The organism is Microbispora catharanthi (genome assembly GCF_006334915.2).
GTDB lineage: Bacteria > Actinomycetota > Actinomycetes > Streptosporangiales > Streptosporangiaceae > Microbispora > Microbispora catharanthi.
Genome location: NZ_VDMA02000028.1, coordinates 54390 through 71470 on the forward strand (window position 1 = coordinate 54390; position 17081 = coordinate 71470).

The 17081-nt window shown below is 69.5% G+C and carries 15 protein-coding genes; 9 read left to right on the forward strand and 6 right to left on the reverse strand.

The annotated features are described in order from the left end of the window. Positions 1–6: 6 nt before the first annotated feature. Positions 7–984: an acyltransferase domain-containing protein gene (locus FH610_RS36630; RefSeq protein WP_139579820.1), complete on the reverse strand. Its 978-nt coding sequence runs from the start codon at positions 982–984 to the stop codon at positions 7–9. Positions 985–1110: 126 nt separating this feature from the next. On the opposite strand from FH610_RS36630, the gene FH610_RS44025 reads away from it, so the two are divergent. From FH610_RS44025 to FH610_RS36645, 3 genes are all read left to right on the forward strand, one after another. Continuing rightward, positions 1111–2394: a DUF6365 family protein gene (locus tag FH610_RS44025; protein WP_205826335.1), complete on the forward strand. Its 1284-nt coding sequence runs from the start codon at positions 1111–1113 to the stop codon at positions 2392–2394. Positions 2395–2547: 153 nt separating this feature from the next. Continuing rightward, complete coding sequence (locus FH610_RS36640; RefSeq protein ID WP_139579821.1) at positions 2548–4089, forward strand: MFS transporter; 1542 nt, start codon at positions 2548–2550, stop codon at positions 4087–4089. Then, positions 4086–4646 (forward strand): YceI family protein, encoded by a 561-nt coding sequence (locus tag FH610_RS36645; protein ID WP_139579822.1) that lies wholly within the window; start codon positions 4086–4088, stop codon positions 4644–4646. Before FH610_RS36640 ends, FH610_RS36645 begins: the two co-directional genes overlap by 4 nt. A gap of 64 nt (positions 4647–4710) precedes the next feature. Here the strand turns inward: FH610_RS36645 and FH610_RS36650 are convergent, their stop codons facing one another. The 5 genes from FH610_RS36650 to FH610_RS36670 form a co-directional block, all read right to left on the reverse strand. Continuing rightward, complete coding sequence (locus FH610_RS36650; protein ID WP_205826336.1) at positions 4711–6261, reverse strand: FAD-dependent oxidoreductase; 1551 nt, start codon at positions 6259–6261, stop codon at positions 4711–4713. A 7-nt stretch (positions 6262–6268) separates the two neighbouring features. Continuing rightward, positions 6269–7702 carry an NDP-hexose 2,3-dehydratase family protein gene (locus tag FH610_RS36655; RefSeq protein ID WP_240809411.1) on the reverse strand — a complete coding sequence of 478 codons (1434 nt, stop codon included), beginning with the start codon at positions 7700–7702 and terminating at the stop codon, positions 6269–6271. 47 nt (positions 7703–7749) lie between these two features. Then, entirely contained in the window at positions 7750–9066 is a 1317-nt protein-coding gene (gene rfbH / locus FH610_RS36660) for a lipopolysaccharide biosynthesis protein RfbH (protein WP_240809412.1), read from the reverse strand. A gap of 90 nt (positions 9067–9156) precedes the next feature. Next, entirely contained in the window at positions 9157–10158 is a 1002-nt protein-coding gene (locus tag FH610_RS36665) for an NAD-dependent epimerase/dehydratase family protein (protein ID WP_161628175.1), read from the reverse strand. 126 nt (positions 10159–10284) lie between these two features. Further along, on the reverse strand, positions 10285–11304 hold the full coding sequence (locus FH610_RS36670; RefSeq protein WP_139579825.1) for a beta-ketoacyl-ACP synthase III: 1020 nt from the start codon (positions 11302–11304) through the stop codon (positions 10285–10287). A 161-nt stretch (positions 11305–11465) separates the two neighbouring features. On the opposite strand from FH610_RS36670, the gene FH610_RS36675 reads away from it, so the two are divergent. From FH610_RS36675 to rfbB, 6 genes are read left to right on the forward strand one after another with little or no spacing between them, the layout of a single operon-like run. Then, positions 11466–11732, forward strand: coding sequence for an acyl carrier protein (locus FH610_RS36675; RefSeq protein ID WP_041952854.1), 267 nt, complete (start codon positions 11466–11468; stop codon positions 11730–11732). Positions 11733–11768: 36 nt separating this feature from the next. Beyond that, positions 11769–12986 (forward strand): nucleotide disphospho-sugar-binding domain-containing protein, encoded by a 1218-nt coding sequence (locus FH610_RS36680; RefSeq protein WP_139579826.1) that lies wholly within the window; start codon positions 11769–11771, stop codon positions 12984–12986. A gap of 16 nt (positions 12987–13002) precedes the next feature. Continuing rightward, positions 13003–13968 (forward strand): thiamine pyrophosphate-dependent dehydrogenase E1 component subunit alpha, encoded by a 966-nt coding sequence (locus FH610_RS36685; RefSeq protein WP_240809413.1) that lies wholly within the window; start codon positions 13003–13005, stop codon positions 13966–13968. Between the two features lie 17 nt (positions 13969–13985). Next, a complete protein-coding gene (locus FH610_RS36690) occupies positions 13986–15023 on the forward strand; it encodes an alpha-ketoacid dehydrogenase subunit beta (RefSeq protein ID WP_139579827.1) in 1038 nt (345 codons plus the stop codon). A gap of 18 nt (positions 15024–15041) precedes the next feature. Further along, positions 15042–15920, forward strand: coding sequence for a glucose-1-phosphate thymidylyltransferase RfbA (rfbA, locus tag FH610_RS36695; RefSeq protein ID WP_139579828.1), 879 nt, complete (start codon positions 15042–15044; stop codon positions 15918–15920). Between the two features lie 36 nt (positions 15921–15956). Continuing rightward, positions 15957–16919: a dTDP-glucose 4,6-dehydratase gene (gene rfbB, locus FH610_RS36700; RefSeq protein WP_139579829.1), complete on the forward strand. Its 963-nt coding sequence runs from the start codon at positions 15957–15959 to the stop codon at positions 16917–16919. The last annotated feature ends 162 nt before the right edge of the window (positions 16920–17081 follow it).

A 17081-nucleotide genomic window follows, 5' to 3' on the forward strand; every position in this document is an offset into this window, starting at 1 on the left:
ACCCGCTCAAGCCCGGGTGGTCGCCCGGATGCGATGCATGGCCGCCCGCACCACGTCCCGGTCGGCCCGCGGGTCGCCGGCCCGCGCCGGCGACATGGCCACGACCTCGCTGCCGCCCGGCCGCACCGCGGGGTGACGCCGGGCCAGGCTGGCCAGGCCCTGCCCCGGCCCGGCCTCCACGAGCAGGAAGTCCCCGCTCGCCAGCAGGGCGTCCAGCGCGGGCCGGAACAACACCGGAGCGACCGGATGACTCGCCCAGAAGGCCGGGGCGGCCACCTGCTCCGCGGTCAGCACCGCGGCGGTGTAGCCGGAGTAGATGGGGATGCTCGGCGGCCGGGCCGGCACCGCCGCGAAGGCGCGCTCCGCCCCGGCGACCGAGAACGCCAGCAGCGGACTGTGGAACGGGCAGGTCGCGGGCACGCGGCGGCAGGTGAACGCGTCGTCGCGCAACGCCTCCTCCACCGCGAGCAGGGGCGCCTCGGCGCCCGCGAGCACGGTCTGGCGAGGCGCGTTGATCGCCCCGACCACCACGTCGGAGCGCAGGAACGGCTCCACCTCCCGCACCGAGGCCGCGACCACCAGCATCCCGCCGGGCACCGCCCCCGACAGGCTGCGCACCCTCTCACGCAGCAGCCGCACGGCGTCGGCCAGGTCGAAGACACCGCCCAGGACCGCCGCCGCCATCTCGCCGATGCTGTGTCCCAGCAGCGCCGCGGGGCGCTCCCAGCTCCCCGCCAGCCGGCCGAGGGCGTAGTCGACCGCGAACAGCAACGGCTGGGACCGGGTCATGTGATCGATGGACACCTGAGGACGTGCGGCAAGCCAGTCGTCCCGCAACCGCGGGCCCTGGTCTTCGAAGGCCGCGAACACCTCGTCCATCGCCTCGGTGAACACCTCCTCGTGCCCGTACAGGCCGGCTGCCATCAACGCCTGCTGCGAGCCTTGTCCCGGCAACAGCAGGGCCAGCGGTTTGGGCGCCGTCATCGCGAACCTCCTCAGTGCGTGCCTGACCGACTGAGTAAGCACCGATGGTCGAGGACGGTTCGAACCCGCCTCGAGCAGGCGTCGGCAGTCTCGGCAGCCGGTAGCAGCGACACGACGGGAGTTCCCATGAGATTGCTGTACTTCAGCCTCTCCGCGGCCGCGTTCGGCGAGACGTTCATCGGCCTGTCACTGGCCGAACAGCTGCGCCGGGCGGGCATGGACAACCATTTCGTGGTGCCGCCGGTCACCGCCCCCGCCGTACGGCACTTCGGCTTCGAGCACACCGTGGTGGACTACGCGACCTGTCCGAAGGGACCTGCCGCCCGGGCGTTCATCGACGACCTGGTGAAAACCGTGGAACCGGATGCGATCGTGCTGTCGGACTACGGCTCGTACTCCCGCAGCGTGGAGTTCCACCTGCGGCTCGACCCGTGGTTCATCGAGGAGTACGGCCTGCCGATCCTGCCGATCGACCTGGGCGAATGGGAGAACACCACCTTCGAGATCGACCTGGTCGGCCGCGATCCCGTACCGGTCAGCAAGAAGATCCTGGACTGGCCGGCTCACCTGCGCCCCGTCCCGACCGCCCACCTGGACGCGGGAGCGGGCGGCAGCGGCTGTCCCTACCGGGTCGTCGCACCGGAGCCACCCGTGACCGACCTGGCCAGGGCGGGAGTGTTCAACGAGTTCGGCCTGCGCCGCGACGACCGGCTGGTGCTGATCCCGGTCTCGTCGTGGCAGCAGCCCGGCGGCCGGATGTCCGGTGAGATGAGCGCCAGACTGGCCGAGCGCGTCCCCGAATTGCTGGTCCACTATCTCGGCCGGCTGCCCGCCGCCACCCATTTCCTGGTGATCGGCGAGCCGCCGCCCGCCCTGCTCGGCCTGCCCGCCGAGCGTCTGCACGTCATCCCGCCCTGCTCGATCGAGCGGTTCACCACGCTGCTCGGCACGTCGGACCTGACCATCGTGTTCAGCCCGACGAGCGCGACCAGTGCCCGGTCGGTCCTGATGAACCGCACCGCGATGGTCGTGCAGAACCGGTTCCGGGTGCACAACGACGCGGACGTGGCGCTTGTCGACGCCGAGGTGAAGCTGACCGGCACGGTGCGCGACTGGCTGGGCCGAGCGGCGCCCATCGACCCGTTCCGCCTGTGGCCGAAGGGCGCCTACTTCGTCCAGGAGCCGATGTTCACCGACAACCCGTACATGGACGCGCTGATCACCGCGGAGATCCTGGACGAGACCGGCACCGTCGCCGCCATGGAAGGGGCGCTGTACGACCCCGAGATCCGCGATCGGCACGCGTCGGCCCGGGCGGACTATCTGCGGGCGGTGAACGCCCTGCCGGACACCGCGGACGTGGTCCTCGCCGCCGTCCAGCGCGCCACCGCCGCGCTCTCCGGCCATTGACGGAGTAAGTGCTCACTCCGTATCGTGGAATGGCGACGCCGGCCGTGCCACGCACGCGAAGCAGTTCAGGGACGCCACCTCGCAGCCGGGTATCCCGCTCGGCCCGGCAGCGCACGTCCTCACCGGTCATTCCCGCACAGGAAGGAGCACACTGTGGCGGAATTCGGCAACCCCGCCGCCTCTACGGGCAGCGAGCGGCCGACCATACGCGACGTGTTCGGGCGGATGGACCCGCGGGCCCAGCGGATCGTGCTCATCTGCACGTTCGCCGCCGCGTTCCTGAGCCTGCTCGACGCGACGATCATCGGTACGGCCCTCCCCAAGATCGTTGAACAGCTCAACGGCGACCAGACGCTCTACACCTGGACCGTAACCGGATATCTGCTGACGTCCACGGTGACCGCGCCGTTGTACGGCAGATACTCCGACCTTCATGGCCGCCGGCCGGCCCTGCTGATCTCGCTGGGACTCTTCCTCCTCGGATCGGTCCTCTGCGGGCTCGCCCAGTCGCTCCCCTTCCTGATCGTCTTCCGGACGCTGCAAGGCGTCGGGGCCGGCGGCCTGCTCCCTGTGGCCATGGCGTTCGCCCGTGAGGCGTTCCCGATGGAGGCGATCGGCAAGCTGCAGTCGGCGATGGGCACGATGATCGCGGTCAGCCTGATGGGCGGGCCGTACGTCGGTGGTCTGCTGACCGACTTCGCCGGCTGGCGCTCGGTGTTCTTCATCAACCTGCTGCTGGTGCCGCCGATCATCGCGGTCGTCGCGCTGCTGATGCCGCGCTTCCGCGCCGCCGACGTCCCGTCGGGGAAGGCGGACGTGCGCGGCGCCCTGTTGTTCATGAGCGGCCTGTCGCTGATCCTTTTCGGGTTGACCCAGAAGGGCAGGACGGCCGACGGGCAGGTCATGTACGACTGGCTCAGCCCGCCGGTGGCCGGGTGCCTGGTGCTCGGTGTGGTGCTGATCGGGGTCTTCGTACTGGTCGAGCGGCGCACGCGGGTTCCCCTCCTGCCGCTTGAGCTCTTCCACAACCGGACGTTCTCGGCCGTGCTCGGGGCCAGCGGCTTCTTCTCCATGGCGATGTTCCCCGCCGTGCTGTTCATGCCGCTCTACTTCCAGCAGGTGCGGAACATCTCGGCGACCGTGTCGGCGCTGCTGCTGTTCCCCCTGCTTCTGGGAATGGTGCTGAGCAACCGGTACAGCGTCCCGATGATGTGGCGTCCCACCTGGGCGAAGCCGGTTCTCATCGCGGCGGCCGCGTTGCTCGGCGTCGGCTCGGCGCTGTCGTTCACGGTCGGCGCGGAAACGCCGCTCGTCCTGGTCGTGCTCTACCTGACGTTCATCGGGGTGGGCATCGGGCCGTCCATGGCCGGCGTCGGCCTGCTCGCGCAGAACTCGGTGCCGCCGACTGACATCGGCACCGCCACCTCCACCCTGATGCTCACCAAGACCGTCGGCCACACGCTCGGCCTGGCGATCGGGCAGACCATGTTCTCGGCACTGCTCCAGTCGACCACGGCCGGCCCACTGGCCGGGATGAGCGACGCACTCACCATGACCGTGGCCACGGTCGGGTTCGCCGGCGCCGTCCTCGCCGGTCTGTCCGCCCTGTTCATGCGTCCGGTGACGATTCGCCGTCCCGGCGGTCCTCCCAAGCCGGACCTCGCGTCTCAGCCAGCGGAAGGAACCCAGCAATGACCACCACGGAAACCCTGTCGGCACCCGGCCTCACCGCCGGCCTCTGGACGATCGACGTCGCCCACTCGGAGGTGTCGTTCTCGGTGCGGCACATGATGATCGCCACGGTCCGCGGCTCGTTCGGCGCGGTCAGCGGCACGATCGACGTCGCGCCGGAACTGACGGCCTCGTCGATCGAGGTCGAGGTCGACACCGCGTCGGTCTACACCCGCAACCCCAAGCGCGACGAGCACATCCGGTCGGCGACCTTCCTCGACGTGGAGAAATACCCGACCGCCACGTTCCGCTCGACGAGGCTGGAACCGGCCGGCCCCTCCACCGCGGTGCTGACCGGCGAGCTGACCATGCATGGCACGACTCGGGAGGTCCGCTTCGACCTGCGGTTCAACGGGGTCCGGGTGGATCCGTGGGGCAGCACGAAAGCGGGATTCAGCGCGGAGACGGTCATCGACCGGCACGACTTCGGGATGGTCACCGACATGCCCCTCGACAGCGGCGAGCTGTTCGTCGGACGCGAGGTGACCCTGACCATCGAGCTGGAAGCCACGGCACAGTAAGAGAGCACAGGTGGAACAGGCCCTTGTGGACAACTCCACAAGGGCTTGTTCTCGTTACTTCGCGCTACGGGGCCGCGACGCCCACCGAGGTCAGCGCGGCGGAGAGCCGGCCGGCAGTCAGCTCCGCACCGGCCGCGCACACGTAACCGTCGGGACGGACCAGCACCCAGCCGCCCGCGGCGATGCCGAGATGACGGCCGAGCCTGCTGTCAGGCCGCAGGACGCGAACCGTCAGCCATTCCCCCGCCTTCGCCGACAGCTCGTCGGCGAGATCGGCGGAGCCCGGCCCGGCGAGCAGCAGCCAGCGGGCAGCGGCGAGGTCCGCCTGCATCTGCGGCCACTCCGGGCCGGACGTGACATGCGCGGGCAGCTTGGTGATCCGTTCACCGGGCCGGGGGCCGCCGTCCCTGTCCGGGCCGGCGACGGTGAGCGGGCTGTCGGCGTAGGTCAGGTTGAGCCCGGAGATCCCGCCAAGGATCTCCCGTTGCAGCTTCTTGCGCACCGGCGGCACCGTACGGACCACGGTGAACACGATCGGCAGCAGCCAGCCCGCGACGGAGTTCTTCAGCTGCACCAGGAATGTGGCCTTCCTGGTCGACTTGAGCAATGCCGCACCGACCGGAACGCGCTCGGCGGCGTACGTGTCGAGCAGCCTGTCCTCGGCATGCCCGCGCAGCGCCATCGCCAGTTTCCAGGCGAGGTTGTACGCCTCCTGGATGCCCGTGTTCATTCCTTGGCCCGAGGCGGGACTGTGCACGTGCGCGGCATCGCCGGCGACGAAACAGCGGCCGACCCGCATTCTCGGGACCATCCGCTGCTGGAACGTGAACACCGAGGTCCAGGTCGGCTCGTCCACACGCACCCGTCGCCCCAGCCCCGCGCTCAGCTCGCGGCTGAAGCGCTCGGCGACGGTCGCCGGGTCGGTGCCGTGCTCGACGTTCACCGTGTCCAGCAGCCGCCACCGGCGCTCGCCGCTCATCGGCGCCATCATCATGGTGAGGCCACGGTTGCGGACCCAGTAGATGCTGTTTCTCGGCACGTCCACGTCGATCGTCGCGTCCGCGATCAACCAGGTCTCCGCGGACTCCCCGAGCAGCTCCAGCCCGAGCTTCTTGCGGACCGTGCTGTGCCCGCCGTCGCAACCGACGAGGTAGTCCACGGCGACGGCCTCGGACGCACCGGAGTCGTGCCGCAGCGCCGCGCGCACCCGGTGCTCGTCCTGCTCGAAGTCCTCCAGCCTGACACCCCACTCGATCTCGACGCCCTGAGCGCGCACCGCGTCCCTGAGCACCTCCTCGGTGAGCACCTGGTCGATGCAGAGGGTGAACGGGAACCGGGTCGGCATCTCGTCATAGTCGGCTTCCAGCCGAGTCAGCCTGCGCCCGTTCTGGAACAAGGTGAACGCCTGGACGCGTTCTCCCCGCCCGACCATCCGGCCGGCGACTCCCATCTGCTCGTAGATCTCCAAGGTGCGCGGATGGGTCGCGATCGCCCGGCTCGTCTCCGCCGGGCCCTGTTTGGCGTCCACCACCCGGACCCGTACGCCGCGGCGAGCCAGCTCATGCGCCAACGTCAGACCGGCGGGGCCCGCGCCGACGACGAGAACCTCGGTCATGGGCGCTTCACCACAGACCATGGAGGCAGGCGGTCAGGGTGCGTGCCTGCACGTTGAGATAGCGGCTGTGCTGCAACAGGTCGGTCAGCTGGCTGACGGTGAGCCAGCGGTGATCCTCGGACGCGGCCAGCGGGAAGTCACCGTCGACCTCGACGACCATGTAGCGGTTTCGCGCTCGGTAGAAGCGGCCGCCTTCCTCGGATTGAACGGCGTCGTAACGGACCCTCTCCGGCGGCGCCGTCAGCACCTCGTCCAGGAACGCCGGCCGGCTGCCGGCCGGCAGCCCCTCGTAGTTCGACGGGGTGCACTGCACGGTGGGCGCCAGCTCGACCATGTCGAGATAACCGGGCTCGATCCGGGCGTGCACGAGCACGTGCAGCACGCCCTCGATGCGCTTGGTGAGGAAGGCGATCACACCCTGATCGCGTGGCGCGAACAACGGCTGCGTCCAGTTCGCGACCTCACGCGTGTTCCCCTCGACCGACACCGCGATCGTCTCGAAGTGTTTTCCTTCGGTGTGCGCGATCGTGTCGTCGCCGCGCCGCCACCCGGTGACGTCGTTCAGCGGGATGCGCCGTACGGCCAGCCGGTAGCGGGTCTTGGTCTCGGTGACCCAGCTGAGGATCTCTCCCATCGAGTGGAGCGTTCCCTCATCCCGCGCCAGCGACCGCACCAACGCCGACCGGAACCCGGAGTCGGTGCCGGCGCCGCCGGGCGTGCCGAAGGGGATGCACGACAGGACCGTCCGCGCGTCCATGTTGACCACGTTGTCCAGCTGCAGCAGCTCCTGCAGCTGGCCCAGGGTGAGCCAGCAGAAATCCGGGTGCAGCGGAACGTCCTGGGTGGTCTCCACGACGATGTTGCGGTTGCGCTTGTGGTGGAACCAGGCGCCCTGCTCGGATTGCAACACGTCCACCAGCACACGGCCGCGCCGGTCGCCGACGAAATGCTCCAGGTAGGGCACGCTGCCGCCCCTGTGGACCCTGGTGTAGTTGCTGTGGGTGGCCTGGACGGTCGGCGACAACTGCAGCAGCGGAAGATTGCCCGGCTCCATCTTCGCCTGCATGAGGCAGTGCAGCACGCCGTCGATCTGCTTGACCAGGATCCCGAGAATTCCGATCTCGGGCTGGTTGATGATCGGCTGCGTCCACCGGGGAACCGGACCGTAGTCGGTCTGCACCTCCAGGCCCTCGACGGTGAAGAACCGCCCACTGACATGCCGCAGGTTGCCCGTGTCCGGATCGAAGTCCCATCCGTCCAACTCGGCGAACGGCACGCGGCGCACCTCCAGCACACCGGCGCGGGCTCGCTCGGCGAACCACTCGTGGAACTGGTCCGTCGGCATCAGCCGGTTGTCGCTCGTGGACCCTGACTCGGTGAAGCGGTAGTCGTGCTCCCGGTTCTCGCGCCGGAGCAAGGCGTTGGCCGGCACTTGCACCACGTGCACCTCCTGACTAGGTCTGTCCGCTGGACAGGTCGGCTCGCGCGTCAGGCGCAGCCCGCGACGAACTCACGGATGGTTGAGGTCATGTAATCGATCATTTCGGCGGTGATCACCGGATGGACGCCGATCCAGAAGGTACGTTCGGTGACGATGTCGCTGTTGGTCAGGTCGCCGGCGACCCGGTAGGTCTCCTTGCGGTAGGCCGGATGGCGGGTCAGATTGCCGGCGAACAGCTGGCGGGTGCCGATCCCGGCCCGTTCGAGTACGGCCACGATGTCCCTGCGTTCGAACGGCGCGCCCTCCTCGACGGTCAGCACGAAGCCGAACCAGCTCGGATCGCTGCCCGGAGTGGGCTCGGGCAGCCGCAGGCCCTCGACGCCGAGCAGGCCGTCACGCATTCGCCGCCAGTTGCGACGCCGGGCGGCCCCGAACTCCGGCAGCCGGCGCAGCTGGGTCTCGCCGAGCGCGGCCTGCAGGTCGGTCGCCTTCATGTTGTAGCCGACGTGGGAGAAGATGTACTTGTGGTCGTAGCCGGGCGGCAGCGTGCCGAGCGTCCACTTGAAGCGGCGAGCGCACTTGTCGTCCTCACCCGGCTCGCACCAGCAGTCGCGCCCCCAGTCCCTGACCGACTCCACGATCCTGGCCAGCTGCAGGTTGTCGGTCAGGACACTGCCGCCCTCGCCGGTGGTGATGTGGTGCGCCGGATAGAAGCTCTGCGTCGCGAGGTCGCCGAACGTCCCGGTCAACCGGCCGCCGTAGGTCGAGCCGAGCGCGTCACAGTTGTCCTCGACGAGCCACAGCCCCTTCTCCTTGGCCAGTTCCGCGATCTCGGCCACCGGGAACGGATTGCCCAGCGCGTGCGCGATCATGATCGCCTTGGTCTTCGGGCCGATGGCCTCGGCGACCCGCTCGAGGGTCGTGTTGTACGTGCTGAGCTCGATGTCGACGAACACCGGGATGAGCCGGTTCTGCACGATCGGGTTGACCGTGGTCGGGAAACCCGCCGCGACAGTGATCACCTCGTCGCCCGGCAGCAGCCGCCGGCGGCCCAGCAACGGCGACGTCAACGCGGTCAGCGCGACCAGGTTGGCCGACGAACCGGAGTTGACGAAGTGGGCCTTGCGCAGGCCGACCGTCTTGGCCAGCGCCAGCTCGAACCGCCGTGAGTAGGCGCCTGCCGCGATCCGCATGTCCAGCGCCGCCTTCACCAGCGCGACCCGGTCGTCCTCGTCGAGGTCCGCTCCGGTCGGGGTGATCGGTGTCTCTCCTGGCACGAACGGCTTGGTGCCGATCTGCTGATGGTATTTGCGGACCTGCTCGAGGATCAGCGTCCTGGTGTCGCTCGCCATCGGGCTCGTCATCGTGACTGTCTCCCACTCCCACTTTCGTGGCGCGGGTCCGGCGTACGCGGAAGATGACACACCTCCCTGCCGTCCCTGCCGTACCGGACTTCAGTGTTGCGGCAACGGTTGGAAGGCCCCTCGATGCCCGCTCGAAGGCCGCGTTCCCGCGGTCCGCCAGAGATCTCCCAGCGTCTCGTCGACCGGCCACCGCGGCGTCCAGCCGAGGATGTCCCGCGCGGCCGTGACATCCGTCTGCTCCCATGCGATCCCGGCGGACCGGGTGGCACGCGAGTGTTCGAGTTCGTGGACAGTGGCCGGCACGCCCGCGATGGCGATCAACCGCTCGACCAGATCCCGGACGCTGAGCGCCGTTCCCCGGCCGATGTTGACCACCCGGCGCGGGGCCGGCGCCATCTCGGCCGCGGCGAGGACCGCGCCGGCCACATCTCGAACGTCCACGACATCCCGCTCGTCGCGGAGCGAACCCAGGGTCAGCTCCACACCGCGGCCGTCGCGTGTGGCCAGCGCGTCGGCCACCTGGCCGAGCAGGCTCTGCGCGGGCTGCCCCGGGCCGATCACCTGGCACAGGCGCAGGACCGAACCACCGAGGCCGCTCTCCTCGAACGCGCGGAGCACGACCTCCGTGGCCTTCAGCTTGCCGCGGGCGTACTGGCTGACCGGCCGGGCCGGAGTGTCCTCCCGCAGCGGAACGCCGCGCGGTTGCGGGCCATACTCGGTGGACGATCCCAGGTGGACCAGGCTGATCGGCCGTGGATGCGCGGCCAGCGCGGCGACCAGTCGCTGGACCAGGGTCACGTTCGAGAACAGGACCTTGCGTTCGTCGTGATCCCACACCGCGCCCGCCGCGTTCACCACGAGGTCGGGACGCTCGACGCGTAACAGGCCGGTGACCGCCGCGCCGTCGGCGGCGTCGAGCGTGGCGAACCGGACGCCGGGCGCGACGCCGGCCGCGGCTCGACGCGCGACGGCGAGCACGTCGTGCCCCGCTTCGGCGAAGGCGGCGCAGACGTACGTCCCGATGAAACCGGTGCCGCCCAGGACCAGCACGCGCCGCTGGTCGGATGCTCTCACCTCGGTCTTGTCGTGCACCCTCACGACGCTAGGGAGCGGTGGTCGAGCCATGTTGGAAGCCAACTCGAACGACCGCCGACGGCCAGGCGGCACGCCGGCCGGCGCATCGGGCGCGTGGTTCACGTGCGGCCGATGAACGACGGGTCAGGCATCGGTCTTCCTCGCCTCGGGCAGCAGCACGACCTGACCCGCGTAGTTCAAGCCGGCGCCGAACCCGATCAGCAGGGCGGGGCCACCCGGCGGCGCCTTCTCCTCACGCAGCAACCTGTCCATGGCCGACGGGATGGAAGCCGCCGACGTGTTCCCCGCGGTCACCACGTCGGTGGCCACCGCCACGTGCGCGGGCAGACCGAGCAGGTCGGCCATGACTTCGATCATCCGCAGGTTCGCCTGGTGGGGGATGAACGCCGTCAGGTCGCCGACGCCGATCCCGGCCCGGTCCAGCGCGTGCCGCGCGGCGGGTACGGCGTACTCCACGACCCATCGGAACACCCTGCGCCCGTCCATCTTCATGGCGGGCCATTCCAGAGAGGGATCGTCCCTGAACTCGCCCCAGGTCGTGTTCATCCGCAACGCGCGGCGGGCCGAGCCGTCGGCCCACCGCACGACAGGGCCGATGCCGGGCTCGCCGGACGGCCCGACCACGACGGCGCCGGCGCCGTCGGCGAACATGAACGCGATGGTGCGGTCGGTGGGGTCGACGATGTCGGTCATCCGTTCCGCGGCGATCACCAGCACGTGCTTCGCACTGCCGGCCCTCACCAGGTCGCTTCCCACCGCGAGGGCGTGGCAGAAACCCGCGCAGGCGGCCGAGATGTCGAAGCCCGCGGCATTGGCCGCGCCCAGCTCGTGCGCGACGACGACGGCGGCGGGCGGGGTCTGCACCAGATTGGACATGCTCGCCAGGACGACGCAATCGATCTCGTCGGCGGTGATGCCGGCGTGCTTGAGCGCCTCCTGCCCCGCCAGCACGGCCATGTCGCACAGGGTTTCGTCGGCGGCGGCGAACCGGCGGGTGCGGATGCCGGAGCGTGTCTCGATCCACTCCTCGGTCGAGTCGATCCGGCCGCACACCTCCTCATTGGACACAACGCGGCGGGGCCGGTACGTACCGACGCCGAGGATCCGGCTGTGCGTAGGCGTTGTCGTGCGCAGGTCGGCCACGGCATCTCCTTCCTCACTGGATGTCCCGCTCACGGTCTCCGGCACGACTCGAAACCGGCCGGAGCCGGGCTCGAACCACCGGGGCTCCGAGTTGGCTTCGACCACCGTTCGAGGGCGGCTGACGAGAGTGCGTGCAGCAGCGAAGGAAGGGAACCCGCCGAATGAAGCAACTCACCGTCGCCAAGCTCAGGACCATCGTCGACGCCTGTGTGGGCACCGACGGCAGCACCACCAGGGTCGACGACTCCGTTCTCGACACCAGGTGGGACGAGCTCGGCCTGGACTCCCTCGCGGTGTACGAGGTCGTGACCCGTCTGCAGGACGAGCTCGGAGTGAAGATCTCCGACGACGACATCGACACCTTCAGCACGCCCAGGTTGATGCTCGACTCGATCAACGGCCGGCTGGTCGAGCTCGCCGGTCCCTGACCCTGCCCTTCGAGCCTGCGAGGACGGAGAAGCGCGATGCGCGTGCTGGTCAATTCGATGGCACCGAGCCATTTCCTGCCGATGGTGCCGTTCACCTGGGCCCTGCGGGCCGCCGGCCACGAGGTGCTGTTCCTGGGATACGAGGAAACCGCGCACAGCGCCCACGAGGCCGGGATCCTCACCAGGCGGCTGTCCGGTGACGCCGGTTCGGTCGGGCGCTGGCGGCCGCCGGTGAAGAAGAAGGATCCTTTCTGGGCGCCGGGGTCCAAACAGGCACCGCCGCCTCCCCAGGACGCCCGGACGACCGCGATCGCGGGCCGCTGGAAGGCCAGGATCGAAATCTTCATCGACGAGTACCTGGAGTTCGCCCAGGCGTGGTCGCCCGACGTGATCATGACGGATCCGATGGAGTTCAGCGGCCTGGTGGCCGCGGCCGCGCTCGACGTGCCGGGTGTCGTGCACAGGTGGGGCTTCGACGCGTTCACGTCGACCCTGCTGGAGCCGGCCAAGCACGCGCTGCGTGAAACGTGTGCGCGGCTCGGCGCGGAGAACGGCATGGCCGACCCCGCGCTGATCCTCGACCCGTGCCCGCCGAGCATGATGTCGTCGAACCTCGTCCCCGGCACGCCGGTCCGGTGGGTGCCGTACAACGGAACGGCCGGTGTCCCGGAGTGGGCCGTCAAGCGCGGCGCGGGCACCAGGATCTGCATGTCGTTCGGCCTGTGGTCGGGCGAGGCACTGGCCCAGGGCGGTGACCTGCACGCGGTCATCGACGGGGTCCACGAGGCCGCCCGCGGGATGGACGACGTCGAGGTTCTGCTGCTGGCCCCGGAGCAGTACCACGCCGATCTGGGGACCGTGCCGGACACGATCCGGGTCGTCGGCCAGTTGCCGGTGAGCGCCGTCATGCGGGACACCGACCTCCTGGTCCACCACGGCGGCGGTGGCGGGTCGCTGACCGCCTACGCCTACGGAGTTCCGCAGGTCGTGGTCGCGCAGGAAGGGCCGATGCTGGTCCAGGTCGGCGAAACGGTGGCGGAAAGCGGCGCGGGCCTGGGACTGGTCGAAGAGGCCGCCCGGGTCGACGTGGGCGCGATCAGAGACGCGGTCACCGAAGTGCTGACCGAGCCCCGCTACCGCAAGGCGGCCGAGCGGGTCCGCGCCGAGATCGCCGCGACGCCGTCGCCGGCGGAGATCGTCCCCGTTCTCGAATCCCTTGTGGCTTCGAGAACTGTGGACTCGAAAACCACGTAGCCGGAAGGAGGAACGCGTGGAATCCGGTAAGCGGTTGCTGCGCGAGATGGTCCGGATCCGCTGCGTCGAAGAGGTACTGGCCGACCTCTACCGCGACGAGCAGGAGATGCGGACCCCGACCCATTTCTCCATCGGGCAGGAGGCCGTGGCGGTCGGGGTGTGCGCGGCCGCCGGGCCCGATGACGTGGCCTATTGCGGCCACCGCAGCCACGGACCGTACCTGGCCAAGGGCGGCGACCTGCGGGCCATGGTCGCCGAGCTGTACGGCAAGGCCACCGGCTGCGCGGGCGGCCGGGGCGGGTCGGTGCACCTGACCTCTCCGGATACCGGGTTCATCGGCGCCACGGCGATCCTGGCCGAGTCGATCTCCCTTGCCGTCGGCGCGGGGTGGGCGTTCGCACTCGAAGGGGCGCCCCGGGTCGCCATCACGTTCTTCGGCGACGGCGCCGCCGAGGAGGGCGCCTTCCACGAGGCGCTGAACTTCGCCGCGACGCAGCGGGCTCCGGTGCTGTTCGTCTGCGAGAACAACGGATACTCCATCTCGTCGCCGCTGCGGGCGCGTCAGCCGTACGGGACGACCATCTGGGAGCGGGCCCGCGGGTACGGCATGGCGTCCCGTCAGCTCGACGGCAACGACGTCTTCGCCGTGCACGCCGCGGCGCGGGAAGCCGTCGAATGGTGCCGGGACGGCAGGGGGCCGTACTTCCTGGAGCTGCGGACCTATCGCTGGCGCGAGCACGTCGGCCCGAACTGGGACTACGACGAGGGCTATCGGACCAAGGCCGAGCTGGACTCCTGGATGGAGCGCTGCCCCATCAAGGTGGCCGCGGCCGGCCTCAGCGCGGCGCACCCGGACATCGACGAGGAAGTCGCCGGCTGGCGGCGGGAGTTCCGCCAGGAGGTGCTCGACGCGGTGACCGCGGCCAAGGCCGACCCGTTCCCCGCGGTGGCGGACCTGCTGCAGGGCGCCTACGAGAGCTGACAAGGAGAGTCTCGAGGATGCGCAAGCTCAAGTACCGGGAGGCCATCGGGGAGGCCACCGTCCAGTGCATGAAGGCCGATCCCCGGATCGTCCTGGCGGGCCAGAACGTCGACGACCACAAGGGCGGGCACGGAACCACCACCGACGCGTTCCGCGTATTCGGCCCGTCGCGGGTGCTGGACATCCCCAACTCCGAGAACGCCGTCGCCGGCATCGCGGTCGGCGCCGCGTCCATGGGGATGCGGCCGCTGGTGGTGCACGCGCGCGCCGACTTCATGTTCCTGGCCATGGACGGCCTGATCAACCTCGCGGCCAAATGGCGCTACATGTACGGCGACAAGGGCGGAGTGCCGGTCGTGATGCGCGGCATCGTCGGGCGGGGCTGGGGCCAGGGCGCGACCCACTCGCAGAACCTCCATTCCGTCTTCGGCCACTTCCCCGGCCTGTACGTCGCGACGCCCGCCAGTCCCGCGGACGCCAAGGGCCTGCTCGTGTCCGCGCTCCGCAACGAGACGCCTGTCGTGCTGCTGGAGAACCGAGGTCTGTACGAGATCGAGGGTGAGGTGCCGGAGAACCCGGAGCCGGTGCCCTTCGGCAAGGGCCGGATCGTCCGTACGGGCAGCGACGTGACCATCGTGGCGGCCTCGCTGATGGTCCAGGAGGCGGAACGCGCCGCCGGGCTGCTCGCCGAGCAGGCGATCAGCGCCGAAGTGGTGGACGTGCGCAGCATCAGGCCGCTGGACGAGGCCATCATCTGCACGTCCGTGGCCAAGACCGGGCGGCTGGTCGTCGCGGACACGAGCTGGGCGCGCTACGGCCTCGCCGCGGAGGTCGCCGCCGTGGTCGCGGAGAACGTCCACGGCGCCTTGCTGGGCCCCGTCCGGCGCGTGACGTTGCCGGACAGCCCGGCCCCCGTCTCATGGCCGCTGGAAGAGGCGTTCCACCCGAATGCCCGGACGATCGCGGCCGCCTGCCTGGACGTGCTGGGCGGCGACCCGACCCTCCCGATGCGCGAGATGACCGACATCACCGCCGGTTTCGTCGGGCCGTACTGATTCAGGACGGGAGCTTCGATGAAAGGCATCATCCTGGCCGGCGGGTCCGGCACCCGGCTGCACCCGATCACGCTCGCGGTGTCCAAACAGCTGCTGCCCGTCGGCGACAAGCCCATGGTCTACTACCCGCTCTCCGTGCTCATGCTCGCGGGAATCCGCGACATCCTTCTCATCTCCACTCCGATGGACCTGCCGCACTTCCGGCGGCTGCTGGGCGACGGCGCACACCTGGGGTTGCGGATCGACTATGCCGAGCAGGCCGAGCCCAACGGCCTGGCCGAGGCGTTCGTGATCGGCGCGGACCATGTCGGCGACGACAGCGTGACGCTGGTGCTGGGCGACAACATCTTCCACGGCCCGGCGTTCTCCGAGGTCCTGGCCAGGAACACCCGGGACGTGCGGGGCTGCGTGCTGTTCGGCTATCCGGTGCACGATCCCGAGCGATACGGGGTGGGGGAGAAGGACGCGCACGGCAACCTGGTCTCCATCGAGGAGAAGCCCGCTCGCCCCCGATCCAACATCGCGATCACCGGGCTCTACATCTACGACAACGCCGTGGTGGACATCGCGAAGAATCTCCGGCCCTCGGCGCGGGGCGAGCTGGAGATCACCGACATCAATCAGCGATACCTCGAGCACGGCCGAGCCAAGCTCGTCGACCTCGGGCGGGGCTTCGCCTGGCTGGACACCGGCACGCCGGAGTCGCTGTTGCTGGCCGGTCAGTATGTGCAGACGCTCGAGAACCGCCAAGGCGTGCGGATCGCCTGCGTCGAAGAAGTGGCGCTGCGCATGGGGTTCATCACCGCACACGAGTGCTACGCGCTGGGCGAGCGGCTCGCGAATTCCAATTACGGCCAGTACATCATGACCATCGCCAAAGAACTCGCGGCCGTGTAGGACCCTTTCGTTCCGTTCGTACGCGGAGAGGACGTCATGCGAATCCTGGTCACCGGCGCCGCCGGTTTCATCGGCTCGCACTATGTTCGAAACATTCTGGGCGGCGCGTTTCCCGGGCTGGAATCGGCCCGGGTGACCGCTGTGGACAAGCTGACGTACGCGGGCAACCGGGCCAACCTGCCGGACGAACATCCGCGGCTCACGTTCGTTCACGGCGACGTCTGTGATGCGGAACTGTTGCGCGAGTTGCTGCCCGGTCACGACGCGGTGGTCCACTTCGCCGCCGAATCCCACGTCGACCGTTCAATCGACTCCGCGTCCGCGTTCTTCCACACCAACGTCCTCGGCACGCAGACATTGCTGGAAGCCGTGCTCACCTGCGGTGTCGCGCGCGTGGTGCATGTCTCCACCGACGAGGTGTACGGGTCTATCAGCGACGGCGCCTGGACCGAGGAGGCGCCGCTGTTGCCCAACTCGCCTTACGCCGCCTCGAAGGCGAGTTCCGACCTCGTGGCCCGCGCGTATTGGCGCACTCACGGCGTGGACGTCTCCATTACCAGGTGCTCCAACAATTACGGCCCCCGGCAGCACCCCGAGAAACTCATTCCGCTGTTCGTCACGAACCTCCTGCGAGGCAGGAAGGTGCCCTTGTACGGCGACGGCGCCAACAGACGCGAGTGGATTCACGTCGAGGACCACTGCCGAGCCGTTCATCTGGTGCTGACGAAAGGCAGCGCCGGCGAGATCTACAACGTCGGCGGCGGCGCGGAGCACACCAATCTGGAAATCACCGAACGACTGCTGGACCTGTGCGGCGGCGACGCTTCCATGATCAAGCGGGTGGCGGACCGCAAGGGGCACGACAGCCGCTACGCACTGGACGACAGCAAGATCCGCCAAGCGCTCGGATATGAGCCGGCCGTCGACTTCGGCCGAGGCCTGGCCGAAACCGTCACCTGGTATCGCGCCAACCCCCACTGGTGGACGCCGCCGGCGTGACCTGGCCGCGTCTCGGGCCTGCCTCTCGACGCCGGCGTCCGACCGGGTGAACCCCCAGGTCGGACGCCGTTTTGGCGGGCCGGGCGGAGAGCGTGGGCGTCGGACCCACGAAACCGGCCACCCGTGCCGCCGCGACGTTGCGGCGATCCCGCCGGCAGGCCG

What these genes read in the sequence shown, in the direction of transcription:
- FH610_RS36645 (WP_139579822.1), top strand. Translation starts at nt 4,086, where the DNA reads ATGACCACCACGGAAACCCTGTCGGCACCCGGCCTCACCGCCGGCCTC.
- FH610_RS44025 (WP_205826335.1), top strand. Translation starts at nt 1,111, where the DNA reads ATGAGATTGCTGTACTTCAGCCTCTCCGCGGCCGCGTTCGGCGAGACG.
- FH610_RS36680 (WP_139579826.1), top strand. Translation starts at nt 11,769, where the DNA reads ATGCGCGTGCTGGTCAATTCGATGGCACCGAGCCATTTCCTGCCGATG.
- FH610_RS36630 (WP_139579820.1), bottom strand. Translation starts at nt 984, where the DNA reads ATGACGGCGCCCAAACCGCTGGCCCTGCTGTTGCCGGGACAAGGCTCG.
- FH610_RS36690 (WP_139579827.1), top strand. Translation starts at nt 13,986, where the DNA reads ATGCGCAAGCTCAAGTACCGGGAGGCCATCGGGGAGGCCACCGTCCAG.
- FH610_RS36650 (WP_205826336.1), bottom strand. Translation starts at nt 6,261, where the DNA reads ATGACCGAGGTTCTCGTCGTCGGCGCGGGCCCCGCCGGTCTGACGTTG.
- FH610_RS36675 (WP_041952854.1), top strand. Translation starts at nt 11,466, where the DNA reads ATGAAGCAACTCACCGTCGCCAAGCTCAGGACCATCGTCGACGCCTGT.
- rfbB (WP_139579829.1), top strand. Translation starts at nt 15,957, where the DNA reads ATGCGAATCCTGGTCACCGGCGCCGCCGGTTTCATCGGCTCGCACTAT.
- rfbH (WP_240809412.1), bottom strand. Translation starts at nt 9,066, where the DNA reads ATGACGAGCCCGATGGCGAGCGACACCAGGACGCTGATCCTCGAGCAG.
- rfbA (WP_139579828.1), top strand. Translation starts at nt 15,042, where the DNA reads ATGAAAGGCATCATCCTGGCCGGCGGGTCCGGCACCCGGCTGCACCCG.